This is a genomic window from Maribacter vaceletii (assembly GCF_003634105.1).
Taxonomy (GTDB): domain Bacteria; phylum Bacteroidota; class Bacteroidia; order Flavobacteriales; family Flavobacteriaceae; genus Maribacter_B; species Maribacter_B vaceletii.
Genome location: NZ_RBIQ01000011.1, coordinates 99,895 through 125,346 on the forward strand (window position 1 = coordinate 99,895; position 25,452 = coordinate 125,346).

General features: G+C 32.1%; 27 protein-coding genes. 21 read left to right on the forward strand and 6 right to left on the reverse strand.

Annotated elements, in window-relative coordinates:
- Positions 1-59 precede the first annotated feature (59 nt).
- The 8 genes from CLV91_RS14570 (at position 60) to CLV91_RS14605 (ending at position 6,951) form a co-directional block, all read left to right on the forward strand.
- Positions 60-404, forward strand: a complete 345-nt coding sequence (locus CLV91_RS14570; protein WP_147406429.1) for a hypothetical protein — start codon at positions 60-62, stop codon at positions 402-404.
- A 182-nt stretch (positions 405-586) separates the two neighbouring features.
- Positions 587-1,540 (forward strand): ribosome small subunit-dependent GTPase A, encoded by a 954-nt coding sequence (gene rsgA / locus CLV91_RS14575; protein WP_121068965.1) that lies wholly within the window; start codon positions 587-589, stop codon positions 1,538-1,540.
- Entirely contained in the window at positions 1,537-1,989 is a 453-nt protein-coding gene (dtd, locus tag CLV91_RS14580) for a D-aminoacyl-tRNA deacylase (protein ID WP_121068966.1), read from the forward strand. Before rsgA ends, dtd begins: the two co-directional genes overlap by 4 nt.
- Positions 1,989-2,315: a nucleotide pyrophosphohydrolase gene (locus CLV91_RS14585; protein WP_121068967.1), complete on the forward strand. Its 327-nt coding sequence runs from the start codon at positions 1,989-1,991 to the stop codon at positions 2,313-2,315. The genes dtd and CLV91_RS14585 overlap by 1 nt, the downstream gene beginning before the upstream one ends.
- 37 nt (positions 2,316-2,352) lie before the next feature.
- Positions 2,353-3,582, forward strand: coding sequence for a 3-phosphoshikimate 1-carboxyvinyltransferase (locus tag CLV91_RS14590; protein WP_121068968.1), 1,230 nt, complete (start codon positions 2,353-2,355; stop codon positions 3,580-3,582).
- A gap of 88 nt (positions 3,583-3,670) precedes the next feature.
- Positions 3,671-4,720 carry a tRNA preQ1(34) S-adenosylmethionine ribosyltransferase-isomerase QueA gene (queA, locus tag CLV91_RS14595; RefSeq protein WP_121068969.1) on the forward strand — a complete coding sequence of 350 codons (1,050 nt, stop codon included), beginning with the start codon at positions 3,671-3,673 and terminating at the stop codon, positions 4,718-4,720.
- A gap of 81 nt (positions 4,721-4,801) precedes the next feature.
- Complete coding sequence (rlmN, locus tag CLV91_RS14600; RefSeq protein ID WP_121068970.1) at positions 4,802-5,839, forward strand: 23S rRNA (adenine(2503)-C(2))-methyltransferase RlmN; 1,038 nt, start codon at positions 4,802-4,804, stop codon at positions 5,837-5,839.
- A gap of 134 nt (positions 5,840-5,973) precedes the next feature.
- Positions 5,974-6,951 carry a polyprenyl synthetase family protein gene (locus tag CLV91_RS14605; protein WP_121068971.1) on the forward strand — a complete coding sequence of 326 codons (978 nt, stop codon included), beginning with the start codon at positions 5,974-5,976 and terminating at the stop codon, positions 6,949-6,951.
- A gap of 115 nt (positions 6,952-7,066) precedes the next feature.
- On the opposite strand, the gene CLV91_RS14610 is transcribed toward CLV91_RS14605, so the two are convergent.
- Both CLV91_RS14610 and CLV91_RS14615 read right to left on the reverse strand, forming a co-directional pair.
- Positions 7,067-7,672: an SIMPL domain-containing protein gene (locus CLV91_RS14610; RefSeq protein WP_121068972.1), complete on the reverse strand. Its 606-nt coding sequence runs from the start codon at positions 7,670-7,672 to the stop codon at positions 7,067-7,069.
- A 20-nt stretch (positions 7,673-7,692) separates the two neighbouring features.
- Complete coding sequence (locus CLV91_RS14615; protein WP_121068973.1) at positions 7,693-8,118, reverse strand: hypothetical protein; 426 nt, start codon at positions 8,116-8,118, stop codon at positions 7,693-7,695.
- 182 nt (positions 8,119-8,300) lie between these two features.
- Between CLV91_RS14615 and dnaG the strand changes: the two genes are divergently transcribed.
- The gene (gene dnaG / locus CLV91_RS14620) at positions 8,301-10,280 is read left to right on the forward strand and encodes a DNA primase (protein ID WP_121068974.1); all 1,980 of its coding nucleotides are present in this window, start codon (positions 8,301-8,303) and stop codon (positions 10,278-10,280) included.
- 60 nt (positions 10,281-10,340) lie between these two features.
- On the opposite strand, the gene CLV91_RS14625 is transcribed toward dnaG, so the two are convergent.
- Entirely contained in the window at positions 10,341-10,970 is a 630-nt protein-coding gene (locus tag CLV91_RS14625; protein ID WP_121068975.1) for a response regulator, read from the reverse strand.
- Between the two features lie 173 nt (positions 10,971-11,143).
- Positions 11,144-11,932: an NAD(+) synthase gene (nadE, locus tag CLV91_RS14630; RefSeq protein WP_121068976.1), complete on the reverse strand. Its 789-nt coding sequence runs from the start codon at positions 11,930-11,932 to the stop codon at positions 11,144-11,146.
- Between the two features lie 93 nt (positions 11,933-12,025).
- On the opposite strand from nadE, the gene gldB reads away from it, so the two are divergent.
- The 3 genes from gldB to CLV91_RS14645 all read left to right on the forward strand — a co-directional run bounded on the left by gldB (position 12,026) and on the right by CLV91_RS14645 (position 13,778).
- Complete coding sequence (gene gldB, locus CLV91_RS14635; RefSeq protein WP_121069042.1) at positions 12,026-12,982, forward strand: gliding motility lipoprotein GldB; 957 nt, start codon at positions 12,026-12,028, stop codon at positions 12,980-12,982.
- On the forward strand, positions 12,982-13,320 hold the full coding sequence (gldC, locus tag CLV91_RS14640) for a gliding motility protein GldC (protein WP_121068977.1): 339 nt from the start codon (positions 12,982-12,984) through the stop codon (positions 13,318-13,320). Before gldB ends, gldC begins: the two co-directional genes overlap by 1 nt.
- A gap of 104 nt (positions 13,321-13,424) precedes the next feature.
- Positions 13,425-13,778 carry a GTPase gene (locus CLV91_RS14645; RefSeq protein ID WP_121068978.1) on the forward strand — a complete coding sequence of 118 codons (354 nt, stop codon included), beginning with the start codon at positions 13,425-13,427 and terminating at the stop codon, positions 13,776-13,778.
- On the opposite strand, the gene yihA is transcribed toward CLV91_RS14645, so the two are convergent.
- A complete protein-coding gene (yihA, locus tag CLV91_RS14650) occupies positions 13,775-14,398 on the reverse strand; it encodes a ribosome biogenesis GTP-binding protein YihA/YsxC (protein WP_121068979.1) in 624 nt (207 codons plus the stop codon). The genes CLV91_RS14645 and yihA overlap by 4 nt on opposite strands.
- An 11-nt stretch (positions 14,399-14,409) precedes the next feature.
- On the reverse strand, positions 14,410-15,174 hold the full coding sequence (locus CLV91_RS14655) for an alpha/beta fold hydrolase (protein WP_121068980.1): 765 nt from the start codon (positions 15,172-15,174) through the stop codon (positions 14,410-14,412).
- 261 nt (positions 15,175-15,435) lie between these two features.
- On the opposite strand from CLV91_RS14655, the gene CLV91_RS14660 reads away from it, so the two are divergent.
- The 9 genes from CLV91_RS14660 to murG are packed head-to-tail and all read left to right on the forward strand — an operon-like array spanning position 15,436 to position 25,452.
- A complete protein-coding gene (locus tag CLV91_RS14660; protein ID WP_121068981.1) occupies positions 15,436-15,909 on the forward strand; it encodes a division/cell wall cluster transcriptional repressor MraZ in 474 nt (157 codons plus the stop codon).
- Positions 15,896-16,792, forward strand: coding sequence for a 16S rRNA (cytosine(1402)-N(4))-methyltransferase RsmH (gene rsmH / locus CLV91_RS14665; protein WP_121068982.1), 897 nt, complete (start codon positions 15,896-15,898; stop codon positions 16,790-16,792). The genes CLV91_RS14660 and rsmH overlap by 14 nt, the downstream gene beginning before the upstream one ends.
- Positions 16,789-17,124, forward strand: coding sequence for an FtsL-like putative cell division protein (locus CLV91_RS14670; RefSeq protein ID WP_121068983.1), 336 nt, complete (start codon positions 16,789-16,791; stop codon positions 17,122-17,124). The genes rsmH and CLV91_RS14670 overlap by 4 nt, the downstream gene beginning before the upstream one ends.
- Complete coding sequence (locus CLV91_RS14675) at positions 17,124-19,133, forward strand: penicillin-binding protein (RefSeq protein ID WP_121068984.1); 2,010 nt, start codon at positions 17,124-17,126, stop codon at positions 19,131-19,133. Before CLV91_RS14670 ends, CLV91_RS14675 begins: the two co-directional genes overlap by 1 nt.
- On the forward strand, positions 19,130-20,593 hold the full coding sequence (locus CLV91_RS14680) for a UDP-N-acetylmuramoyl-L-alanyl-D-glutamate--2,6-diaminopimelate ligase (RefSeq protein WP_121068985.1): 1,464 nt from the start codon (positions 19,130-19,132) through the stop codon (positions 20,591-20,593). The genes CLV91_RS14675 and CLV91_RS14680 overlap by 4 nt, the downstream gene beginning before the upstream one ends.
- Before the next feature lie 15 nt (positions 20,594-20,608).
- Positions 20,609-21,829 carry a phospho-N-acetylmuramoyl-pentapeptide-transferase gene (gene mraY, locus CLV91_RS14685; RefSeq protein ID WP_121068986.1) on the forward strand — a complete coding sequence of 407 codons (1,221 nt, stop codon included), beginning with the start codon at positions 20,609-20,611 and terminating at the stop codon, positions 21,827-21,829.
- Between the two features lie 2 nt (positions 21,830-21,831).
- Positions 21,832-23,166 (forward strand): UDP-N-acetylmuramoyl-L-alanine--D-glutamate ligase, encoded by a 1,335-nt coding sequence (gene murD / locus CLV91_RS14690; RefSeq protein ID WP_121068987.1) that lies wholly within the window; start codon positions 21,832-21,834, stop codon positions 23,164-23,166.
- Positions 23,167-23,168: 2 nt separating this feature from the next.
- Positions 23,169-24,374, forward strand: coding sequence for an FtsW/RodA/SpoVE family cell cycle protein (locus tag CLV91_RS14695; RefSeq protein ID WP_121068988.1), 1,206 nt, complete (start codon positions 23,169-23,171; stop codon positions 24,372-24,374).
- The gene (gene murG / locus CLV91_RS14700) at positions 24,361-25,452 is read left to right on the forward strand and encodes an undecaprenyldiphospho-muramoylpentapeptide beta-N-acetylglucosaminyltransferase (RefSeq protein WP_121068989.1); all 1,092 of its coding nucleotides are present in this window, start codon (positions 24,361-24,363) and stop codon (positions 25,450-25,452) included. Before CLV91_RS14695 ends, murG begins: the two co-directional genes overlap by 14 nt.

Below are 25,452 nucleotides of genomic sequence, written 5' to 3' on the forward strand. Positions count from 1 at the left end.
ATAATAAATATTTTCGTTTGCTATAAACAACAAGGCATTATGCCAATAAAAAACCAAAAATGAAACCACAAAACAACCAAGCTGTGAGTAAGTTAATTTTTAAATCAATCTTAAGCATGCTTTTTTTAATGCTATTTGTTAATTGTTCTAAGAACCCAATAAAATGTTTAAATGGTAGCTGGGCGCAAGATGTAGCTTCAGATTTAGAAGCTTGGACAGATGCATTTAACAAATATGAAGAAAACCCTACAGTAGAAAATTGTAATAGTTATAAAGGTGCTCTTAATAATTATATAAATGCACTAGAAGATGTTGAAGATTGCTATGGAGGTCTTGCCGATTTTGATGGAGACTTTGATGATGCCAAAGAGGAACTAAATGATATTGACTGCACAGAAAATTAAAACTTTACCAAAGAGAAATAACTTTCTTTTAAATAAGTAATGCAATAGGGCGACCAATTATAATCTAAACAATTATTGGTCGCTTTTTTGTTTAAGTTCTTAGAGTTTATGAAATAGAAAAATTAGGAATGTAAAACAATTTAAAAACTAATATTGTTTCTTTGCAGCTCTAATTACTATTAATGAAAGGAATTGTTTATAAATCTACAGGGAGCTGGTTTACCATTAAAGCAAAAGATGGTACGTTCTATGATTGTAGAATAAAAGGAAAATTCCGAATTAAAGGTATAAAAAGTACCAACCCTGTTGCCGTTGGCGATTCTGTAGAATTTTCAATAGAAAATATAGGAGATGAAACTGTTGGTATAATTACGGAGATTAAAGACCGTAAGAATTATATAATTAGAAAATCGGTAAACCTATCTAAGCAAACACATATAATTGCTGCAAATTTAGATCAGGTTTTTTTAATGGTTACCTTAAATAACCCCCCGACGCATACAGCATTTATAGACCGTTTTTTGGTAACTGCAGAAGCTTATGATGTTCCTACGGTATTATTATTTAATAAGATAGATACGTATAATGAAGAGGAACTACTAGAAATAAAATATTTAGCAGCTTTATATCGTAAAATAGGCTACACTTGTATTGGTATATCGGCAAAAACAGGAAAAAACATTGATAAAGTAAAGGCATTAATGCAAGGAAAAATATCTATGTTTTCAGGGCATTCTGGTGTAGGTAAATCTACATTGGTAAATGTTATAGAACCAAACTTAGCTATAAAAACTACCGAAATATCTAAGCAACATTTACAAGGGCAACATACAACAACATTTGCAGAAATGTTTGATTTAAGTTTTGATGCTCAGATAATAGATACTCCAGGTATTAAAGGTTTTGGAATTGTAGATATGGAGAAAGAGGAAATTGGAGACTACTTTCCTGAGATTTTTGAGAATAAGGGTAATTGTAAATTCAATAATTGCTTACATATAGATGAGCCTAAGTGTGCAATAAAAGAAGCTTTAGAAAAAGATGAAATTGCATGGAGTAGATACAGGAGTTATGTACAAATGGTTTCAGGAGAAGACGAGAATTATAGAGTAGATATTCATTCCGTGAAAAAATGAGAGCAATTGTACAAAGAGTTTCTAGAGCTAGTGTAACGGTAGAGGAACAAAAAATAGCTTCTATAAATAAAGGGGTGTTAATTCTTTTGGGTATAGAAGATTCCGATAGTAAGGAAGATATAGATTGGCTCTCTAGAAAAATAGCAAATCTTAGAATTTTTAACGATAGTGAAGGAGTAATGAATAAATCTTTACTTGATATTTTAGGAGATGCAATTGTAGTTTCTCAATTTACCTTATTTGCTGCAACAAAAAAAGGAAACAGGCCGTCTTATATAAAAGCTGCAAGACCAGAAGTAGCAATACCAAAATATAAAACATTTATTGCTGCCTTAGAATTAAATCTTGGAAAAAAAGTAGGAACAGGCGTTTTTGGTGCAGATATGAAAGTAGACCTACTAAACGATGGCCCTGTTACTATAATTATGGATACAAAAAATAAAGAATAATGAGTATAGCTGTAGCCCAAAAAGAAGTAGATAATTGGATAAAAGAACACGGAGTTCGTTATTTTAATGAGCTTACTAATATGGCACAACTTACGGAAGAAGTAGGGGAAGTTGCTCGTATAATTGCTCGTAGGTATGGAGAGCAAAGCGAAAAGGAGTCAGACAAAAGCAAAGATTTAGGCGAAGAATTGGCAGATGTTATGTTTGTAGTACTCTGTTTGGCAAACCAAACAGGAGTAGATTTACAACAAGCTTTTGATAAAAAGTTAGAATTAAAAACAAAGCGCGATCATGACCGCCATCACAACAATAAAAAGCTTAAATAGTACTATCTTTGACGCTCGTTTTTAACACACTTTAGTTTTGAAATTACATATCTCCAAACCAGTATCTAATTTAATAAAAGAAAGCATAAAAATTACAGGCTCCAAGAGTGAGTCTAACCGTTCTCTTTTATTAAAAGCCCTGTATTCTTCAATAAATATTAGCAACATATCTAATTCAGATGATGCAATTGTAATGGAAAAAGGATTGCAAATAACTACTGGTGAAGTAGATATTCATCATGCAGGTACAGCAATGCGTTTTTTAACTAGTTATTTTGCTACGCAAGAAGGCAAAGAGATTACTTTAACGGGGTCGCAACGTATGACGGAGCGTCCTATAAAAGTTTTGGTAGAAGCATTACAAAGCTTAGGAGCAGATATTTCTTATGTTAAAAATGAAGGATACCCTCCAATACATATCAAAGGAAAAAAAATAACAAAGAATAAGGTTAGTTTACCTGCAGATATTAGTAGCCAGTATATATCTTCTTTATTACTTACAGCGCCTAGTTTAGAAAACGGTATAGAGTTAGAGTTAGTTGGTAAAATAACTTCTGTACCTTATATTAAAATGACACTAGCGCTTTTAAGTCAAATAGGGGTAGAGAGTAGTTTTGTAGGTAATACAATTACAGTTTCGTCTAAAAAAGAAGTAGCGACCACAAATTTGGTTGTAGAATCAGATTGGAGCTCGGCATCTTATTACTATGGTTTAATTGCTTTAAGTGATGTAGGTTCACAAATAACCTTATCGGCTTACAAAGAAAATAGCCTCCAAGGAGACAGTGTGTTAGCAAAAATATATACAGATTTTGGTGTACAAACTACATTTAAGGAAAATCAAATTGTATTAGAAAAAATACAGAAAGAACAATTACCAAAAGTTATTATAGATTTAGCAAATGCACCAGACATAGCACAAACTATAGCGGTTACATGTTTTGGATTAGGGGTAGCATGCCATTTAACAGGCCTGCATACATTAAAAATTAAAGAGACAGACCGTTTAGAAGCGTTACATACAGAGCTATCTAAGCTTGGTGCTAATATAACGGTTACTAATGAAGCATTATCACTAGAACCTTCAGAAAATATAATTCCTGATGTGGCTATAGATACCTATAATGACCATAGAATGGCAATGGCGTTTGGTCCTTTAGCATTAAAAACTAGCTTGTTTATAAATGATGCAGGGGTAGTTTCTAAGTCTTATCCAGATTATTGGGAAGACTTTAAGCGCTTAGGAATAGTAATAAAAGAAGCATAATACTATTTAATTACGGTTTTACTTGACAACCCCTCCCTTGAGGTTGTATATTTGCCGTCTTGAAAAATCGCTAATAAAAACTTTATAGATGAAATTATCAAACTTCAATTTTGAATTACCAGAGGAGTTACTAGCAGAGTATCCTGCAGAACACAGAGACGAATCTAAATTAATGGTAGTTCATAGAGAAACCGGTAAAATTGAGCATAAAATGTTTAAGGACCTTATTAATTATTTTGATGAGGGAGATGTAATGGTGCTTAATAATACAAAGGTTTTTCCTGCTAGATTATACGGAAACAAAGAAAAAACTGGCGCAAGAATAGAAGTGTTTTTATTACGCGAACTTAATGAAGAACAGCGTTTATGGGATGTTTTAGTAGATCCTGCTCGTAAAATACGTATTGGAAACAAATTGTATTTTGGAGATGATGAAACTCTAGTAGCAGAAGTTATAGATAATACTACATCTAGAGGAAGAACATTACGTTTTTTATATGATGGTTCTTATTTAGATTTTAGAAGAAAACTTAGAGATTTAGGAGAAACACCACTTCCTAAATATATAAAAAGAGAAGTAGAGGAGAATGATGAAGAAAGATACCAGACCATATATGCTAAGCACGAAGGTGCTGTTGCAGCTCCAACTGCAGGTTTGCATTTCTCTAAACACTTATTAAAACGTTTGGAGATTAAAGGGGTAGACTTTGCAGAATTAACATTACACGTTGGTTTAGGTACTTTTAACCCAGTAGAGGTAGAAGATTTGTCTAAACATAAAATGGATAGCGAAGAGTTAATTATAGATGAAAAAGCTACAGAAGTAGTTAACAATGCTAAGACCAATAAAAGAAAAGTTTGTGCGGTAGGTACTACTGCAATGAGAGGTTTAGAAAGTGCAGTATCATCGAACCAAACATTAAATACGTATGAAGGTTGGACAAATAAATTTATTTTTCCTCCTTATGACTTTAGTATTGCAAACTGTATGATAACTAACTTTCATTTGCCAAAATCTACCTTAATGATGATGGTGTCTGCATTTGCAGGTCATGATTTAATGAAAAAAGCATATAAAGAAGCAATCTTAGAAAGCTATAAGTTTTATTCTTATGGTGATGCTATGCTTATAATATAAGTATATTCCTTTTAAAAGGAATAATTAGAATCCCTCTTTACATTGTAATATATTTAAAGAGGGATTTTTTATCTACTAAACTTGGACAAGAAAAAAGACATACGAGCACTTACAAAAGAGCAACTAAGAGAATTCTTTGTTAAAAACGGAGATAAAGCTTTTAGAGGTAACCAGGTATACGAGTGGTTATGGCAAAAATCTGCACATTCTTTTGAGGTAATGACTAATATATCTAAAGAAACAAGAGATATGTTAGAGGCAAATTTTGTAATAAATCATATTAAAGTAGACCAAATGCAGCGTAGTAGCGATGGTACTATAAAAAATGCAGTACGCTTGCATGATGATTTAATTGTAGAGTCTGTTCTTATTCCAACAAAAACAAGAACAACAGCATGTGTTTCTAGCCAAGTAGGTTGTAGTTTAGATTGTAAGTTTTGTGCAACAGCAAGGTTAAAGCGTATGCGAAATTTAAATCCAGATGAGATTTACGATCAAGTTGTTGCAATAGATAATGAAAGTAGATTATATTTTGATAAACCTTTAAGTAATATTGTTTTTATGGGTATGGGAGAGCCTTTAATGAACTATAATAATGTTCTTAAAGCGATTCAGAAAATAACATCTCCAGAAGGCCTAGGAATGTCTCCTAAAAGAATAACGGTATCTACATCTGGTGTACCAAAGATGATTAGAAAAATGGCAGACGAGGAAGTTAAATTTAAATTAGCTGTATCGTTACACTCTGCAATAGATAAGGTTAGAACATCAATAATGCCATTTAATGCAACTTTTACATTAGCAGATTTAAGAGAAGCACTACAATATTGGTATGCAAAAACTAGTAGTAGAATAACCTATGAGTATGTGGTTTGGGAAGGAATAAATGATACAAAGAAAGATATTGATGCTCTTGTTTCTTTTTGCAAATTTGCGCCATCTAAGGTAAACCTAATAGAATACAATCCTATTGATGATGGTATTTTTCAACAAGCAGAAAATAGCGCTATAGAAATGTATGTTTCTACCTTAGAAAAAAATGGAATTGTAGTTACTGTTCGTAGATCTAGAGGAAAAGATATAGATGCTGCATGTGGACAATTAGCAAATAAATCATAAATAACAATTTATTTGTAATTAATATCTTACAAATTTATTTTTACCTCGTTGTAATTCTGTTTATCACGTTATTAGGCATGTATTTTTCCCTAATTTAGAGGCGTATTATTTAATATATAAGAAAACCGAAGTACTTGAAAATAGTAGCACAAATTAAAGAGCCTATAAATAAAGAAATGGAACTTTTTGAAGAAAAGTTTCGGGACTCTATGACCTCTAAAGTAGCGCTATTAAATAGAATAACATATTATATAGTAAATAGAAAAGGAAAACAAATGCGTCCAATGTTTGTTTTCTTAACCGCTAAATTATTAAATAATGGTGCTGTTAATGAGCGAACTTATCGAGGTGCTTCTGTTATAGAGCTTATTCATACCGCTACTTTGGTACATGATGATGTTGTAGATGAGAGTGATAAAAGGAGAGATTTTTTTTCTATAAATGCACTTTGGAAAAATAAGATAGCAGTTTTAGTAGGCGATTATTTACTTTCTAAAGGACTTTTACTATCTATAGATAATGATGATTTTGATTTACTCAAAATTATTTCTGTAGCTGTTCGTGAAATGAGCGAAGGGGAATTGCTTCAAATAGAAAAAGCTAGAAGATTAGATATAACAGAAGATGTTTATTATGATATTATAAGAAAAAAGACAGCAACGCTTATTGCAGCTTGTTGTAGTCTAGGTGCTTGTGCAGTAAAGCCAAATACTGAACACGTAGAAATTTTTAGAAAATTTGGGGAGTTGTGCGGTATGGCATTTCAAATAAAAGATGACCTTTTTGATTATGGTAGTACAGCAATAGGGAAGCCAACAGGGATAGATATTAAAGAGCAAAAAATGACACTTCCGTTAATTTATGCTTTAAATAATTGTTCTAAAGAAGAAAAAAAATGGGTAATTAATTCTGTTAAAAACCATAATAAAGATAAAAAAAGAGTAAAAGAAGTAATTGCTTTTGTGAAGAATAAAGGCGGATTAGAATATGCTGTTACTAAAATGTTGGCATTTAAAGAAGAAGCCCTGAAGTTATTGGACTCTTACCCAGAATCAGAATATAAAAGTGCGCTACAACTTATGGTTAATTATGTTGTAGATAGAAAAAAATAAAACCTTAAAGTGTACACTTTAAGGTTCTAATAAAGAAACGCCTTGCCTTAGAAACATGGACACTATTACCAAGTATACAAGGCGCTCTAACAATTAACCAACCAAAGTAATTGTATTATAAAAGCTCAAAAGTTACTGTAATATGGTACTCTAAAGAATCTGTAGGTACAGTATAGTACCATGTTGTATTTCTTTTTAAGGTGTTGTTGTCATTAAAATAAGTTACATCTCCTACTTTTTTACCAATTTTATATGCAATATTAATTGCCTTTTGTTTAGCGTTATCAAAAGCTTTTTTTGCATACGCAGCAGCTTGTTCTTCTGTGAATTCTGTCTTATAGGTATATTCTAGTTTAGACACGCCAAGGGAACGTACATTTAAAAATTTTTGCATGGCTTCTTCAGATGTTGTGGTAAATTCTATAATAGTACCATCTTTTTCATATCCCATTAAATCGTAATGCAAATGGTTTTCTTTTAGGTTTGTTTTAGAAATCCCAGCTTTTGTTAATTTAGTAAAGTAACCAGATTTTATTTCTTCTAACGTCATAGTTTGAGAATCGTAATAAACATTATTAAGACTAACCATCATCCTTGCATGGAAAACAGGTTTTGTTTGTACGGTATGTAAACCATTTACGTTAATAGTATTTCTTTTTTCCTGTGAATAACTTTTTATGGTAGTCATAATTACTAATAATGCTATAAATAATCTTTTCATTTTATATTTATTTTATGTCGTTATACAACTGAAAATAAGAAAGAAGCTGCAATCATCCACCCACCAACAATTAGTCCTAGAACACCTAATTTACCTTGTTTGGGAGCAATTTTAGCTCTTAATTCTTCTGCTTTTGCTTGTGCTGTTTCATTTTTACCTAAGAATAATTTGTTTATTAAACCAGAGCCAAGCATAAACCCTAATGTTGCAGAAACTATGTTTCCTGCAAGTAAAGTAATCCACCATATTGGTGCACTTGTAAGCCAGCCTAAGTTTAGAATGGCAGTAATAATTCCCCAAACCCCCCAAAAGCAAAATACTAAACCAATCCATCCTTGGTATGGTTCTACTTTTGCTAATAATTCTTTGGCATTTGGCTTTTTTGCAAGTATTAAAGAAGGTACTGCAATAAGGCTTAGTAAAATAAGTGTAATTCCCCAGATCATAATTTTTTGTTTTTAAAAGGTTATTAATTGTGTTATTTTGTTTGATACAAAGATCTAGAGAATGTAAAGTTTATTTTTCCCTTGATGTAGCTAAAATGCACTCCCTGTAAACAGGTATAGTTGTTACTTTTGTTATTTAAATTATCTTTACAGAATATCAAAAAATAAAACCATTTTTAAGATTGATTTCTAAAATAACCATAGATAAAGTATATGAGACTGCTCGTTTAGAGGAAGTTATTGGTGATTTTGTACAATTAAAAAAATCGGGCACTAACTTTAAAGGATTTAGTCCGTTTAGTGATGAACGCACACCAAGTTTTATGGTATCTCCTGTAAAGCAAATTTGGAAAGACTTTAGTAGTGGTAAAGGAGGTAATGTAGTTGCATTTTTAATGGAACATGAACATTTTACGTATCCAGAGGCAATAAAATTTTTAGCCAAAAAGTATAATATAGAAATAGAAGAAACCGAACGTACAGAAGAGCAAAAAGAAGAAGCTAGTGAGAGGGAAAGTATGTATTTGGTTTCAGAATTTGCACAAAAGCATTTTTCAGAAATGGCTTGGGAAACCGAGTTAGGAAAAGCTATTGGGTTATCTTATTTTAAGGAAAGAGGTTTTACAGAGGAAACTATAAAAAAGTTTAAACTAGGCTATTGTTTAGATAAATGGGACGGTTTTACCCTTGCAGCTCTAGATAAAGGGTATAAGCTAAAGTATTTAGAGAAAACAGGATTAACTATTGTAAAAGAAGATACACAGAATCCTGGAAATTCTAAAAAGTTTGATAGGTTTAAAGGTAGGGTTATGTTTCCTATCCATTCTATGAGTGGTAGAGTGTTAGGGTTTGGTGGCCGTATTCTTAGTAATGATAAAAAAGCTGCCAAATATTTAAATTCTCCAGAGAGCGATATTTATCATAAAAGTAAAGTTCTCTATGGTATTTATTATGCAAAGCAGGCCATTGCCAAAGAAGATAATTGTTATTTGGTAGAAGGGTATACAGATGTTATTCAATTTCACCAAAGAGGAATACATAATGTAGTAGCATCTAGTGGTACGGCTTTAACTCCGGAACAAATACGTTTGGTAAATAGACTTACAAAAAATATTACTGTTTTGTTTGATGGGGATGCAGCAGGATTAAGGGCATCACTTAGAGGTATAGATTTAATTTTAGAACAAGGGATGAATGTAAAAGTATGTACATTCCCAGAAGGAGAAGACCCTGATAGTTTTTCTAAGAATAATTCTTATGAGGAAGTAGTTGCTTATTTAAAAGACAACTCTCAAGATTTTATACAATTTAAAGCCTCTCATTTAATGAAAGAGGCAGATAATGATCCAATAAAAAGAGCAGATACAGTAAGAGATATAATAAATAGTATTTCTAAAATTCCAGATCGTATTAAAAAGGAAATTTACATTCAAGAGTGTGCACAAATCATGAATGTTTCCGAAGCAGTACTTTTTAATACGCTTGCTCAAATTGGAAAAAAAGACCAGAAAGAAGCTGTAAGTAAACAAAAAGAGGAGCAAAAAGCTTTTTCTGTTGTTAAGAATACCGAGGTACAAGAAAAAGTAGATGTGCAATATGTACTTGAAAAGAAAATTATTGAACAACTGTTATTATACGGTAATGAAGTACATTCTTTTGAAGATTTGGTGTTAAAAGAAAATGAAGCTGGAGATTTAGAGTTAGAGCCAGAATTATCAGAAATTAAAGTCTACGAGAAAATATATTTAGACTTACAGGACGATGAAATAGAATTGGCAAATGAAGGTTTTAGAGCTATTTATTATAAATTAATCGAGGAACTTAATGAGAAGGAAGATTTTGCGATAAATACTTTTATAGCAAATTTAGAACAAGATACAGTTTCAGAAATTTCTTCTATCTTAATGGAAGAGGAAAAGTATACACTACATAATTGGGAGCGAAAAGATATATACCCAAAAGATAGAAAAACAGAAATAGCGCAATTAGTAAGCGAAACTATTTTAACCTTACGGTGTTATTTAATAAAGAAAAGAATGGAAGCCTTACAGGGTAAAACTGCAGATCATACAGAAGATAATAGTGAGGTTTTAGAAGAAATTCTAAACTATCTAAATTTAAATAAGTTGTTGAGTAAAAAATTAAATAGAGTTTTTTCATAAAAATTACCATAAAAAAAGCCTGATATGAATATCAGGCTTTTTTTATTCGTAAAAAATATTTTAATACAACTCTAGCGCTTTGGCTTGTTGTAGTAAATCTACCATATTATCTACGTTTAATTTTTTCATTAAACGAGCTTTATAGGTGCTTACAGTTTTTTCATTAAGATTTAAACCAATTGCAACATCTTTATTCCTTTTTCCACTAGCTAAAAGTTTAAGAACTTCTATTTCTCTTGTAGATAATTTTCTAAAGAATCTTCTTGGTTTTTGTGTACCTTCATCAAAAGCTAAACGTTGTGCAAGTTCATTGGTAATAAACATGCTACCTTCACTAACTTTACGTACTGCAGTGATTATATAATCTACATCAGAAGATTTAGATAAATATCCAAATGCACCAGCTCTAATTGAGCTTAACGCATAAACATCTTCAGATTGACCACTGTACATTAATACCTTAACTTCAGGGTATTCTTTCTTTATTTTTCTTAATGTAGCTATACCGTTTATTTCTGGTATATCCATTTCTAACATAATTACATCTGGAGATACTTCTTCTAACTTTTGAAAAAGCTCAGCTGTAGTTGATGCATCAGCAATAACTTCAAATTCTGAAGTAGAATCTAATACACTTTTAACGCCCATGCGGATAATGGGGTGGTTGTCCGCGATAAGTACTTTAATCATTTCTTTTTTTTTCTAAATTAACCTCAATCAAGGTATGCTCTGTCTAAAATGACTGACATGCAATGTAAGGCATAAAAATTTAATTATGAAGTTAAAGGTTAACTATTTTTTTAAAACTAACGTTATTTTTGTAAGAATATTCGATTTGTTAGTGTTTTAATCTGTTAAACTACTTATTTTAACAAATCAGGAATCACGCAAACAGGTATTGGTTTCATTTTGTGTTGGTTAGCAGTATTTAATCTTTTAAATATTTTAAACACTTCTTTTTCTCTACCAGAAAAATCGGTTTCTTTTTTTTCTTCATCGTTCATTTTCATAGCCCATTCTAATTCTGGATAAGATGCTCCAATTTGGTCCTCATCTGTTCTGTCATCTCCCCATAAACCATCAGTAGGTGCGGCAATTTGTATGTCATTATTCACATTTAAAACTTTGGCAATTGCATAAACTTCAGTCTTCATTAAATCTGCAATAGGGCTTAAATCTACACCTCCATCTCCATATTTTGTATAAAAGCCAACGCCAAAATCTTCTACTTTGTTTCCTGTTCCTGCTACCAAATATCCTTTTAATGCTGCAAAATAGTATAGTGTAGTCATACGTAACCTGGCTCTTGTGTTGGCTAAGGACATAAAACGTTCTTCCTCTGACTCTACTGGAGGGAGAACAGCAATTAAATTATCAAAAACAGGAGTAAGGTTAACAGGTTGTCTACTAACGTTTGGAAAATTATTTTGTAACCATTCTATATGTTTAGAAGCTCTATCTTCTTGACTTTCGGCTTGGTGTATTGGCATTTCAACACATAATAATTCTAGGCCTGTTTTTGCGCATAAGGTAGAAGTTACGGCAGAATCAATCCCCCCGGAGATACCTATAACAAAACCTTTTATATTTGCTTTTGTTGCGTAGTCTTTTAACCAGCCTACAATGTGGTCTATTACTTTTTCTGTTTGCATAGAAATATTATTATTTGATTTAAAACTACTAACTTTGCCTCTAAAATTAAGACCTAGTTCTTGAATATTAAAATGTATCTTAAATTACTTTGTATGCAAAAACATATTTTTGCCTTATTCTCTATTATTTTCTTGTTTTTTGGTTGTAAAGAGGAAGATAAATTAGAAAAAGAGATTTCTAAATTAGAGGTAAGTTTGTCTATTTCTCGTTTTGATAAAGAGTTTTCAGAAGCAAAACCCAATGATTTACCTGAGTTAAGAGTTAAATATCCTTATTTATTTCCTGCACCGGATAGTGTTTGGGTTAAAAAAATGCAAGACACTATTCAACAAGAGTTAATGCAAGAGGTTAGTTCGGAGTTTTTAGATTTTAAGGTAGAATCGTTACAATTAGCAGATTTTTACAAACACGTAAAATATTACTTTCCAAAATATAAAATCCCACATATTATTACAGTAACAAATGATGTGGATTATAATAATAGAATTATTTTGGCCGATAGTTTGTTATTCATTGGTTTGGATAACTATTTAGGGCAAGATCATAGATTTTATAGTAGTATTCAGCGTTATATTTCTCAAGGAATGGATAGGAGTTATATAGTTAGTAACATAGCAAGTGTTTTTGCAAATAAAGCAGTTCCAAAGCCCAGAGATCGTACTTTTTTAGCACAAATAATATATTATGGTAAAGAATTATATTTAAAAGATAAGTTGTTGCCTAATGCTACAGATGCAATAAAAATAGGATATACAGAAGAGCAGTTGAATTGGGCAATAGCAAATGAAGAGCCTATATGGCGAAATTTTGTAGAACAAGAATATTTGTATAGTACTAATAATAATTTAAGGAAACGTTTTTTAGACCCAGCTCCATTTTCAAAATTTGGATTAGAGCTGGATAAAGAATCCCCAGGGCGTATAGGACGTTATATTGGTTGGCAGATTGTAAAATCCTTTATGGAGAAAAATGATTTATCACTTGTGCAATTAATGCCTGTAACAGCAGAAGAAATTTTCAAAAAATCGAATTACAAACCAAAAAAATAATGGCAGAATTGCATACATCAGAAATTACACTTAAAGTTGGGTTAGATGAAAATCGTGTACCTGAAAAATTAAATTGGTCCGCAGAAGATGGCGGCGTAGAAAACCAAGAAATAAAAGCAATGTTACTTTCTGTATGGGATAGTAAAAATCAAGAATCTTTAAAAATAGATTTATGGACAAAAGATATGCCTGTAGATGAGATGAAAGTTTTTTTTCATCAAACCTTAGTTGCTATGTCTGATACGTTTATGAAGGCAACACAAGATGAAAAAATGACAGCTACCATGAAAGATTTTTGTGAGTACTTTGCAGAGAAATTAGAATTAAAAAATAAATAGTAGTAGTACTATTTCTAAAAAGAAAAAACCGCTTTATGCGGTTTTTTCTTTTTTATGTAATTCTTGTTATGTTTTTAAGACTCATTAAGAGATAAAAATTAAAAATGAAGAAATTAATCTTAGTTTATAATGCTAACTCGGGTTGGCATAATAGTGTAATAGATAGTTTTCATAAAGTAATGAGTCCAAAAACATATAATTGTAATTTGTGTGCTATTACTTTTGGTATTTTTTCTGAAAATGAAATTTGGAAAAAGTTTAGAATAGAAACAAATATAGAGATGCAATTTCTGCATAAAAATGAGTTTCTAAAGGCGTATAAAACGAAAGAAAAATATGATTTTCCAATGGTTTTTAAAAGTGAGGATAATGAAATAGAGATAGTGTTAAAATCACAGGAATTGAATGCTTTAAAAACTCCTCAGGATTTAATAAACTTAATTAAAAGTAATATTTAAATAGAATCTTTTTGCCTTTTAAAATAATCAAGATTTATGGTTTCTATAAAATTTAATACTGCATCCCTTCCTAATCTTTTGCTAGAAGAGGTAACAAAATGCATAGGAGCTTCTTCCCAAATATCTGCAAGTAATACATCTAAATAGCTTTGTACTTGTTTTTCAATAGCTTTAGGTTTAAGCTTATCTGCTTTAGTAAATATGATACAAAAAGGTATTCCATTTTGCCCCATCCATTCCATAAATTCCATGTCAATTTTTTGAGGTGTATGGCGAACATCCACTAAAACAAAGGAACAAACAAGCTGTTCTCTTTGCGTAAAATAATTAGTTATATATTTTTGAAAAGTGTTTTTATCTTTTTTAGATACTCTAGCGTAACCATAGCCAGGTAAATCTACCAAAAACCAATTTTCATTTATTTTAAAATGATTAATTAGTTGTGTCTTTCCTGGTCTTCCAGATGTTTTTGCTAAACTTCTACGCTCTGTGAGCATATTTATTAAAGAAGATTTTCCAACATTAGACCTTCCAATAAATGCATACTCCGGCAAAGGTTCTTTAGGGCACCTAGAAACCTCGGTATTACTAATTACAAAGTCGGCCGACTTTATTTTCATTAAAATAGGTGTTAGAAATTACGTTTCTTTAGCCAAGAATCTAAAATTGTATTAAATTCTTCTGGATGTTCCATCATTGGTGCATGACCACATTTTTTTATCCAAAATAAATCAGAATCTGGTAGCAATTCATGAAATTCATTTGCAACATTCGGGGGTGTTACATTATCGTTTTCTCCCCAAATAATACAAGTAGGTGTAGGCATTTTGGCTAAGTCCTTAGACATATTATGTCTAATAGCACTTTTTGCAATTGCTAAAGTTTTTACAAGTTTCATACGATCGTTTACCGTTTCAAAAACTTCATCAACTATTTCTTTAGTAGCTACAGCAGGGTCATAGAAAACACCTTCGGCTTTTTTCTTTATAAACTCATAATCTCCTCTTCTTGGATAGCCATCACCCATAGCACTTTCATAGAGCCCAGAGCTACCTGTTATTACAAGAGCTTTAACATTTTGAGGGTATAATTTTGTATATAAAAGTCCAATGTGGCCTCCTAAAGAATTGCCCAAAAGAATAACATTGGTAAGTCCTTTAAATTTTATAAAGCTATCTAGATATTTAGCAAAGTTTTTTACAGTGGTTTTAATCATGGGCATATCATAGATAGGCAATTCTGGAATTAAAACTTTATACCCTTTTTTTGGGAAATGTTCTGTTACACCATGAAAATTGCTTAAACCGCCCATTAGACCATGTAGTATAATTATAGCAGTACCTTCTCCTTTCTCTATATACTTAAATTTTCCTTCCGTTATTATTTCTTCTTCCATTCAAGGATGCTTGTGGTCTTAGTCGGCAAATATAGGGAATTATATAGAATAGTTTTTCATCCTTTTTTGGTTAAGGAATAGACTCTGTAATCTAATTGGTCTTCAAAACATTAGCTCTATTTTTTTAAAAACAACTCTTTTTTGACTTTTTGGGTCCTCTTTTTTTCAAAAAAGCTAAAATTTATTAACAAAGTGGTATTTTGTGGTAAATTGTGGTAATAAAATATATATATTTGAGTTGTAAAAAGTAAATACAGCGCTTTGGATATATTTTTCTTTGGGGTTTTTAATTGTAAAGCTGATGCTAAGGGTCGGGTAATGTTGCCTGTGAGTCTTAGAAATCAGATTGCGCCTGTATTGAATAATGGTTTTGTAGTTAAGCGCTCTTATTATGAAGATTGTTTGGAGTTGTATCCTATGAATGAGTGGAACACCGTTATGCGGGAGCTAAATGAATTAAGTAGATATGAGGAAGAGAATATAGACTTTATAAGAAAATATACAGCCAGCTTAAGGCAAGTAGAGATTGATGCTAATGGTAGGTTGTTAATTCCTAAAGATGTTATAACAGCAGTAGGTATTACAAAAAACGTTGTGTTAGCGCCAATAGGAAAACGTATTGAAATTTGGGATAAAGACCTTTATGATGCTAGAATATCGGCATCTAAAGAAGAAAAAGTTAGTCTAGCAAAAAAAGTAAGAAATACAGGTAAGTCCAACAATGAGTTATCATAACCCAGTTTTATTGAAGGAGTCTGTAGATGGGCTTAATATTAAAGAAGACGGTGTTTATGTAGATGTAACTTTTGGAGGAGGAGGGCATTCTAGAGAAATATTAAAAAGATTAGGAGGTAATGGGAAGTTGTTTGCATTTGACCAAGACGAGGATGCTTTAGCTAATGTAATAGAGGATGATAGGTTTAATCTTATTAATGAGAATTTTAGGTATATAAAGCAGTTCTTAAAGTTCTATGGCATTCGGAAAGTAGACGGAATTTTAGCAGATTTTGGAGTTTCATCGCATCAATTTGATAAAGCAGAAAGAGGTTTTTCAACTCGGTTTAATGCAGACTTAGATATGCGTATGAGTAAAAAGAATATGGTCTCTGCATATAGTGTGGTAAATGAATATTCTTTTGATGATTTAAGAAAGGTTTTGTTTCAGTATGGCGATTTGCGTAATGCAAATGCAATGGCAAATAAAATTATTGAAAAAAGAGAAGAAGCTAAAATAAAGACAACTGAAGGTTTAAAAGAGGTTTTAAAGCAGTTTTTGCCACAACATAAGGAGCATAAAATATTAGCACAAATATATCAGGCAATTAGAATAGAAGTAAATCAGGAGGTGCAAGTATTAGAAGAATTTTTGTTACAAACGCCAGATTTGTTGGAGACAGGAGGAAGGTTAAGTGCGATAAGTTATCATTCTTTAGAAGATAGATTAGTAAAAAGATTTATAAGAGCAGGGCAATTTGAAGGGGAGCCAGAGAAAGATTTTTACGGTAATGTAGATGTTCCATTTAAAAAAGTAGGAGGACTTATAGTTCCATCTAAAGAAGAGATAAAAGAAAATAATAGAGCAAGGAGTGCTAAGCTTAGAATAGGGGTAAAGCTATGAAAGTAAAGAAAGGCATATTAGATATTTTGAAGGGTAAATTTTTGGTGAGTGGTGATGCTCCTAAAAATTGGCTTTTTATCATTTTTGCTTCTTTTTTAGCAACTATAATGATTGGTAGTTCACATAGCGCAGATACTAAGGTGCATAAAATTGCAGCATTAAATGAGCAAGTACGTGAGCTAAGAAGTGAGTTTGTGGATGTGCGTTCTGATGTGCAAAGACTTAAGTTAGAGTCTAAAATTACAGAGATATTGGCAGAAGAAGATTTATATCCTTCAGAGACGCCTCCAAAAAAAATAATGGTAAAATCTTTAAATAAAGAAATGCAATAATGCCAGTAACAGATAAAGGTATTTTAACAAGATTATACTTTGTAGCAGGAGGGCTTTTCCTTTTTGCTGCCGCTGTTATGTTTAAACTGGTAAGCATACAAATGGTAGATGGGGATAAGTATAAAGATTTAGCAGATAAGCGTACATCTAAAATGTTTACCATAGCGCCTAATCGTGGTAATCTATATTCTGATGATGGTAGTTTGTTGGCTACATCGGTTTCTAGGTATACTATTCGTTTTGATGCGGTTACTGTAAAGGATAAAACATTTAATGAAAATGTAAAGCCTTTGGCAAATTCATTAGCAAAATTATTAGGGAAAACACCTTCTCATTACCAACAAGTATTACGTAAAGCAAAGGCTAATAAAAACCGGTATACATTATTGGCTAGAAATCTGGATTACTCAGATTATATGGCTGTAAAGGAATTTCCTTTATTAAAGTTGGGGCCATATAAAGGAGGGTTAATTGTAGAGCAAAAAACGGTTAGAGAGCATCCATTAGGAAAAATAGCAGAACGTAGTGTTGGGTACGAGCGTATAGATGAAAATGGATATTACACAAGAGTAGGTTTAGAAGGTGCTTTTGGGCAGTATTTAGGTGGAGTAGAAGGTAAACGTTTAAAGCAGAAAATTGCAAAAGGACAATGGAAACCTATTGGTACAGATAATATTGTAGAGCCACAAGACGGGTACGATGTTATTTCTACTATAGATGTTAATATACAAGATATAGCGCACCATGCTTTATTAAAACAGCTAGATTATTACAAAGCCGATCACGGTTGTGTAATTGTAATGGAGACTAAAACAGGCGAAGTAAAAGCAATATCTAATTTAGGAAGAACTAAAGAGGGTAAATATTACGAACGCCTTAATTACGCAATTGGAGAATCTCATGAGCCTGGATCTACCTTTAAATTAATGAATATTGTTGCTGCTTTAGAAGATGGTATAATAGATACAAGTTCTGTAAAGGATACAGAAAAAGGATATTGGAAAATTTATAAGCATAGGGTAAGAGATTCTAAGCATGGAGGATATGGTAAAATTACTATGTCTAAAGCTTTTGAGGTGTCTTCTAATACTGCTTTTGCTAAAATGATTCATAACGGTTATAAAGAAAACCCAGAACGCTATGTTAATAGGTTAATGAATATGGGATTGCATAAAGAGTTGGGTATGCCTATAAAAGGAGAGGGAAAACCAGTAATTCGTTATCCAGGAGATAAAGGTTGGTCAGGACTTTCTTTAGCACAAATGGCTTATGGTTATGAGGTGTCGGTAACACCTATGCAAACATTGGCTTTTTATAATGCTATCGCAAATGATGGGGAGATGGTGAAGCCTAGGTTAATTAAAGAGGTAAAAGAATGGAATAGAACCGTGGAGGTTTTTGATAAGGAAGTTCTTAATCCATCTATATGTTCTAAAGAGACTATATCAAAAGTAAAGCAATTGTTAAAAAATACGGTAGAAAAGAAGCATGGTACAGGCCACGGTTTATATTCTCCTAACTTTTCTATGGCAGGGAAAACGGGTACCTGTCAAAAAGACTATGTTTCTAAAGATCCAGACAAACTAAAATATATATCCACTTTTGCAGGTTACTTTCCGGCAGATAATCCTAAGTACTCTTGTATAGTAGTTATTCATGAGCCAGATAAAAGTGTAGGGTATTATGGTGCAGATGTTTCTGGACCAGTATTTAAATCTGTAGCTCAAAAAGTATATGCAACTTCTCCTTTAGTAGATGAAATTAACATGGAAGATGTTAAGGATGGGAATTTAGATTCTTCGTATCAAAAATATTACGTGCAAGCACAGAAAAAACAAACTACAGTGCCAAATGTTAAAGGTATGTGTGGTATGGATGCTGTTGCAATTCTAGAAAATCTAGGACTTAATGTAGAGATACAAGGAAACGGAAAAGTAAAAAAGCAATCTGTGACAAAAGGAACAGAAATAAGTAAAGTAAAGAATAAAATAGTATTAGTGCTTTCATGAAATTACTTAAAGACATATTATTTGGAGTAAGCCTATCGGCAGTTAGTGGAGATACTAATTGTCTGGTTAATGCGGTATGTTTTGATTCTAGAAAAGTAAGTTTAGATGATGTATTTGTGGCTATTAAAGGAACAATTACAGACGGGCATAACTATATAGAAACTGCTATTAATTCCGGAGCAAAGGCAATAGTTTGTGAAACAATGCCAGAAGTTTTGGTAAATGGAGTAACCTATGTAGAAGTGCGTAATGGTAATAGTGCTTTGGCTATCATGGCTTCTAATTTTTATGATACCCCATCAAAAAACTTAAAATTAGTTGGAATTACAGGGACAAATGGGAAAACAACTATTAGTAGTCTTCTTTTTCAATTATTTAAAAAGGCAGGGTTTAAGGTTGGACTAATATCTACTATAAAAATTATGGTAGATGAGGTTGAACATAAAACAACACATACAACCCCAGATGCTTTGACAATAAATAAGCATTTAAGTTTAATGAGTGATGCCGGTGTAGAATATTGCTTTATGGAAGTAAGTTCGCACGGTATTCATCAAAAAAGAACAGAAGGGTTGGTTTTTGAAGGAGCAATTTTCACAAATCTTTCACATGACCATTTAGATTATCATAAAACTTTTGCTGAGTACAGAGATACTAAAAAAGTACTATTTGATAATTTGAGTAAAAAGGCATTTGCACTTACCAATTTAGATGATAAGAATGGCGAGGTAATGCTCCAGAACACCAAAGCAAAAAAATATACATATGCTTTAAAGTCTTATGCAGATTATAGAGCGCAAATATTAGAAAATAGGTTTGATGGTCAGCTACTTAAGGTAAATGAACAAGAGTTGTGGACTAAATTAATTGGTCATTTTAATGCCTATAATATGCTTGCAATATTTGCTACGGCAGAATTATTGGGATTAGAAAATCTGGAGACTTTACGCTTATTAAGTGAGTTAGATAATGTAGATGGTAGATTCCAATATTATATATCTAAAGAAAAAATTACGGCAATAGTTGATTATGCCCATACGCCGGACGCCTTGAAAAATGTACTTGAGACAATCAATACATTGAGGACTGGAAATGAAAACGTCATCACCGTTGTGGGGTGTGGTGGCGATAGAGACAAGTCTAAGCGTCCGGTAATGGGTAATATTGCTGCCGAAATGAGTAATAAGGCCATTTTTACATCAGATAACCCTAGAACAGAAGTAGCTAGTGTTATAATTGAAGAGATGGAAGCAGGTGTGGAACCTCAAAATTTTAGAAAAATTCTTTCTATAGAAAATCGTAAACAAGCTATAAAAACAGCTTGTCAATTTGCGGAGGCTAATGATATTATTTTGGTAGCAGGCAAAGGACATGAAACCTACCAAGAAACGAATGGGGAGCGTGTAGATTTTGATGATTTTAAAATAGTTAAAGAGCTTTTAACAGACCTAAACAAATAAGATAAAAAGAGAGTAATGCTGTACTATTTATTTGAATATTTAGAGAAACAATACCAATTTCCTGGAGCAAGTTTGTTCCAGTTTACGACGTTTCGTGCTGCAATGGCTATTCTTTTTTCTTTAATTATTGCTACCGTTTATGGGAAACGCGTAATAGTGTTTTTGCAAAAACAGCAAATAGGAGAAACGGTTAGAGATTTAGGTTTAGATGGGCAAAAGCAAAAAGCAGGAACGCCAACAATGGGGGGGCTTATAATAATTATGGCAACCCTTATTCCTGTATTGTTATTTGCAAAATTAAATAACATCTATATTATTTTATTACTAGTAACCACGGTTTGGATGGGCATTATTGGTTTTATAGATGATTATATAAAGATTTTTAAGAAAGACAAGGAAGGTTTAAAAGGGCGTTTTAAAATTTTAGGACAAGTTGGTTTAGGGTTAATTGTTGGCGCAACTCTTTATTTTCATCCAGAAGTAACTATGCGTGAGCATAATAAAACAATGATTACCGAAAATTTTACGGTAGAAGAGGTTCGTGGGCAGGATATAAAATCTACCATGACAACAGTGCCTTTTTTTAAGAATAATGAGATGGATTATAGCACTTTTATTTCTTGGATGGGAGAAGGGGCTAAAGAATATGCATGGTTACTGTTTATTCCTATTGTAATCTTAATTGTTACAGCAGTTTCTAATGGCGCTAACCTTACAGATGGTATTGATGGTTTAGCAGCAGGAACTTCTGCTATAATAGTTTTTGCGTTGGGCATATTTACATGGGTTTCTGGTAATTATATTTTTTCAGAATACCTAGACATAATGTTTATTCCTAGAGCAGGAGAATTGTTGGTTTTTGTAACCGCTTTTATGGGGGCATTAATTGGTTTTTTATGGTATAATACATTTCCTGCACAAGTGTTTATGGGAGATACTGGTAGTTTAACAATAGGAGGTGTAATTGCTGTTATAGCTATTGTAATACGTAAAGAATTATTAATACCAGTGTTGTGTGGAATTTTCTTTGCGGAGAATATTTCGGTCATATTACAAGTAGGATATTTTAAATATACAAAGAAGAAAACAGGAGAAGGAAAACGTATTTTTTTAATGGCGCCATTACATCACCATTATCAAAAAAAAGGCTATCACGAGAGTAAGATAGTTACTCGTTTTTGGATTATAGGAATCTTGCTAGCTATTATAACTATAGTTACACTAAAAGTAAGATAGTAATGCAAAGGTTAGTAATACTAGGAGGAGGAGAAAGTGGTGTTGGAACCGCAATTCTAGGGAAAAAAGAAGGATATGAAGTTTTTGTATCTGATAGAGGAAAAATAAAAGAAGAATATAAAAACGTTCTTAAACATTTTGAGATTAATTGGGAAGAAGAGGTTCATACAGAATCTAAGATATTAAATGCCAATGTAGTAATGAAAAGCCCTGGTATACCAGACAAAGTTGCTTTAATACAAAAACTACATACAAAAGGTATTCCTGTTATTTCGGAAATAGAGTTTGCATCAAAATATACCAATGCAACAATTATTGGTATAACTGGCAGTAATGGAAAAACTACCACTACAATGCTTACAAACTATATTTTTAAAGAGGCCGGTTTGCATGTTGGTATGGCAGGTAATATTGGTGATAGTTATGCTAAAATGGTTTCGGAAAATTCCTATGATTACTATGTTTTGGAGATTAGTAGTTTTCAGCTAGACGGTATTGTGGATTTTAAACCGCACATAGCTATTTTAACTAATATAACACCAGACCATTTAGATAGGTATGATTATAAGTTTGAAAATTATATGGCTTCTAAATTTAGGATAGCAAAAAATCAAGAACCAGAAGACTATTTAATTTATGATGCAGATGACGAAGTAATAGTACAATGGTTACAGGATAACCCAGTTAAATCACAATTAATTCCTTTTTCTATAAAAGAACAATTAGAAGAAGGAGCATTTATTCAGGACGAAAAAATAATAATAAAGACACAAAATAACACTATAGAAATGACAACAGAGACCTTGGCCTTAGAAGGAAAACACAATCTTAAAAACACAATGGCAGCATCTACTGCTGCAAAATTGGTAAGCATAAGAAAGGAAACTATACGTAATAGTATTGCTACTTTTCAGGGTGCAGAACATCGTTTAGAGAAGGTGTTAAAAATTAATCATGTACAGTATATAAATGATTCTAAGGCTACCAATGTAAATGCAACGTATTATGCTTTGGATAGCATGAAAACGGCTACGGTTTGGATTGTTGGTGGTGTAGATAAAGGGAATAATTATAAAGAATTAATGCCTTTAGTAAGAGAAAAGGTAAAGGCAATTATTTGTTTAGGTGAAGATAATTCTAAAATTATTGATGCCTTTGGTAATGTTGTGGATTTAGTAGTGGAAACATATGCAATGGAAGAAGCGGTAAAAGTGGCTTATAAAATAGCAGGTCGTGGAGAAACGGTATTATTATCCCCTGCATGTGCTAGTTTCGATTTATTTAAAAATTACGAAGACAGAGGTAATCAATTTAAAAATGCAATTAAAAATTTATAAGAGTGCTTAAGTTATTTAAAAATATTAGTGGAGATAAAGCTATTTGGGCAGTTGTTGCTCTTTTGGCGTTATTCTCATTTTTGCCAGTATATAGCTCTAGTAGTAATTTAGTATATGTTGTTGGTAATGGTACTACTATGGGGCATTTGGTAAAGCACGCTTTGCTTTTATTTTTAGGTTTCGGAATTATTTATGGGGTGCATAAAATTCCATCTCATTTTTTTAAGGGCTTGTCTTTAATAGCTATGCCAATTGTATTAATATTATTAATATTCACTTTAGCACAAGGAACAACTAGTGGTGGTACAAATGCAAGTAGGTGGATTCGTTTACCATTAGTAGGTTTAGGTTTTCAGCCATCTAATTTGGCAGCTGTTGTTTTAATGATTTATGTAGCTCGTTACCTTACTAAAATAAAAGACAAGGTGGTCACATTTACTGAGAGTATACTTCCTTTGTGGGTTCCTGTTTTTTTAACGATTGTGTTAATTTTACCGGCAAATTTTTCTACTGCAGCAATAATTTTCTCGATGGTTTTAATGTTGTGTTTTTTAGGAGGATATCCCATTAAATATTTATTAGGAATTATAGGAACAGGAATAGCCTTTTTAGCAATTTTTATACTTACAGCTAAGGCCGCACCAGACTTGTTTCCAAATAGGGTAGATACTTGGATGAGTAGAGTAGATAATTTTACAAATCCAGAAGATACAGATGCAGATTATCAAATAGAAAGAGCTAAAATTGCCATAGCTACCGGTGGATTTTTGGGTGAAGGAGCTGGTAAGAGTGTGCAAAAGAATTTTTTACCGCAGAGTTCCTCCGATTTTATTTATGCTATTATAGTAGAAGAATATGGGCTTGTTGGCGGATTTGTGGTGATGTTTTTTTATTTATTACTGCTTTTTAGAATCATAGTAGTAGCAAATGGTAGTGCCACAATTTTTGGAAAATTATTGGTTTTAGGAGTTGGGTTGCCTATTGTTTTTCAGGCATTAATTAATATGGCTGTAGCTGTAGAGTTATTCCCAGTTACAGGTCAAAACTTACCTCTAATAAGTATGGGAGGTACTTCAAGCTGGATGATATGCTTAGCTATAGGTATTATATTAAGTGTAAGTAATAAAGATGCGGAGATAGAAGAAAGTGATAGTAGTGAAAATATAGATGAGACAAATCCTTTAGAAATATTAAGTGGACAATTATAAATTTATTCTTTCTGGAGGAGGTACAGGGGGACATATTTATCCGGCAATTGCTATTGCAAATGAGTTAAAGAAAAGATACCCTAATGCGGAGTTTCTTTTTGTTGGAGCAAAAGATAGGATGGAGATGGAGAAAGTGCCAGAAGCAGGATATAAAATTGAGGGTTTGTGGATAACAGGATTACAACGAAAGTTGACTTTAAAGAATTTAATGTTTCCTTTTAAACTAATTAGTAGTTTGTTAAGAGCAAGAAAAATAGTATCGCAGTTTAAACCTAATGCCGTAATTGGTACTGGGGGGTTTGCTAGTGGGCCGTTGCTTAAAATTGCATCAGGGAGAAAAGTGCCTTGTTTATTACAAGAGCAAAATTCGTATGCAGGGGTTACAAATAAACTTTTAAAAGATGCTGTAGCTAAAATTTGTGTTGCTTATGATGGAATGGAGAAGTTTTTTCCAGCACATAAAATTGTAAAAACAGGAAACCCTGTTCGTGAAGATTTAATTGCGCTTACTGGAAATAAGAAAGAAGCTTTAAGTTTTTTTGAGTTACAGGAAAATAAGCAAACATTAGTTGTTTTAGGAGGTAGTTTAGGAGCTCGTAGAATAAATAAACTAATAGAAAAGAAAATAGGCTTTTTTAAAGAAGCTGGTTTACAAATTATTTGGCAGTGTGGTAAACTATATTTTGAGGAGTATAAAAAATACAATTCAGATACTGTAAAAGTAATGGCTTTTATTAATAAAATGAATTATGCTTACGCTAGTGCAGATGTTATTATCTCAAGAGCAGGTGCAGGTTCTGTGTCCGAGTTAAGTATTGTTGGAAAACCTGTGGTTTTTATACCATCACCAAATGTAGCAGAAGACCATCAAACAAAAAATGCAATGGCTTTAGTGAATAATAATGCCGCTATACTAGTAAAGGAGAAAGATTTAGATGCTGATTTTGATACTGTTTTTTCGGGTTTAATTGCATCAAAAGAAAAGCAAGAAGAAATTTCAAAAAATATAAAGAATATGGCATTACCAAATGCTACAAAAGATATAGTAGACCAAATAGAAATATTGTTGAAAAAATAA

Coding starts and splice junctions, on each gene's coding strand:
- CLV91_RS14570 (WP_147406429.1), top strand. CDS start 60: ATGAAACCACAAAACAACCAAGCTGTGAGTAAGTTAATTTTTAAATCA.
- rsgA (WP_121068965.1), top strand. CDS start 587: ATGAAAGGAATTGTTTATAAATCTACAGGGAGCTGGTTTACCATTAAA.
- dtd (WP_121068966.1), top strand. CDS start 1,537: ATGAGAGCAATTGTACAAAGAGTTTCTAGAGCTAGTGTAACGGTAGAG.
- CLV91_RS14585 (WP_121068967.1), top strand. CDS start 1,989: ATGAGTATAGCTGTAGCCCAAAAAGAAGTAGATAATTGGATAAAAGAA.
- queA (WP_121068969.1), top strand. CDS start 3,671: ATGAAATTATCAAACTTCAATTTTGAATTACCAGAGGAGTTACTAGCA.
- CLV91_RS14610 (WP_121068972.1), bottom strand. CDS start 7,672: ATGAAAAGATTATTTATAGCATTATTAGTAATTATGACTACCATAAAA.
- CLV91_RS14615 (WP_121068973.1), bottom strand. CDS start 8,118: ATGATCTGGGGAATTACACTTATTTTACTAAGCCTTATTGCAGTACCT.
- CLV91_RS14625 (WP_121068975.1), bottom strand. CDS start 10,970: ATGATTAAAGTACTTATCGCGGACAACCACCCCATTATCCGCATGGGC.
- nadE (WP_121068976.1), bottom strand. CDS start 11,932: ATGCAAACAGAAAAAGTAATAGACCACATTGTAGGCTGGTTAAAAGAC.
- gldB (WP_121069042.1), top strand. CDS start 12,026: ATGCAAAAACATATTTTTGCCTTATTCTCTATTATTTTCTTGTTTTTT.
- gldC (WP_121068977.1), top strand. CDS start 12,982: ATGGCAGAATTGCATACATCAGAAATTACACTTAAAGTTGGGTTAGAT.
- CLV91_RS14645 (WP_121068978.1), top strand. CDS start 13,425: ATGAAGAAATTAATCTTAGTTTATAATGCTAACTCGGGTTGGCATAAT.
- yihA (WP_121068979.1), bottom strand. CDS start 14,398: ATGAAAATAAAGTCGGCCGACTTTGTAATTAGTAATACCGAGGTTTCT.
- CLV91_RS14655 (WP_121068980.1), bottom strand. CDS start 15,174: ATGGAAGAAGAAATAATAACGGAAGGAAAATTTAAGTATATAGAGAAA.
- rsmH (WP_121068982.1), top strand. CDS start 15,896: ATGAGTTATCATAACCCAGTTTTATTGAAGGAGTCTGTAGATGGGCTT.
- CLV91_RS14670 (WP_121068983.1), top strand. CDS start 16,789: ATGAAAGTAAAGAAAGGCATATTAGATATTTTGAAGGGTAAATTTTTG.
- CLV91_RS14675 (WP_121068984.1), top strand. CDS start 17,124: ATGCCAGTAACAGATAAAGGTATTTTAACAAGATTATACTTTGTAGCA.
- CLV91_RS14680 (WP_121068985.1), top strand. CDS start 19,130: ATGAAATTACTTAAAGACATATTATTTGGAGTAAGCCTATCGGCAGTT.
- mraY (WP_121068986.1), top strand. CDS start 20,609: ATGCTGTACTATTTATTTGAATATTTAGAGAAACAATACCAATTTCCT.
- murD (WP_121068987.1), top strand. CDS start 21,832: ATGCAAAGGTTAGTAATACTAGGAGGAGGAGAAAGTGGTGTTGGAACC.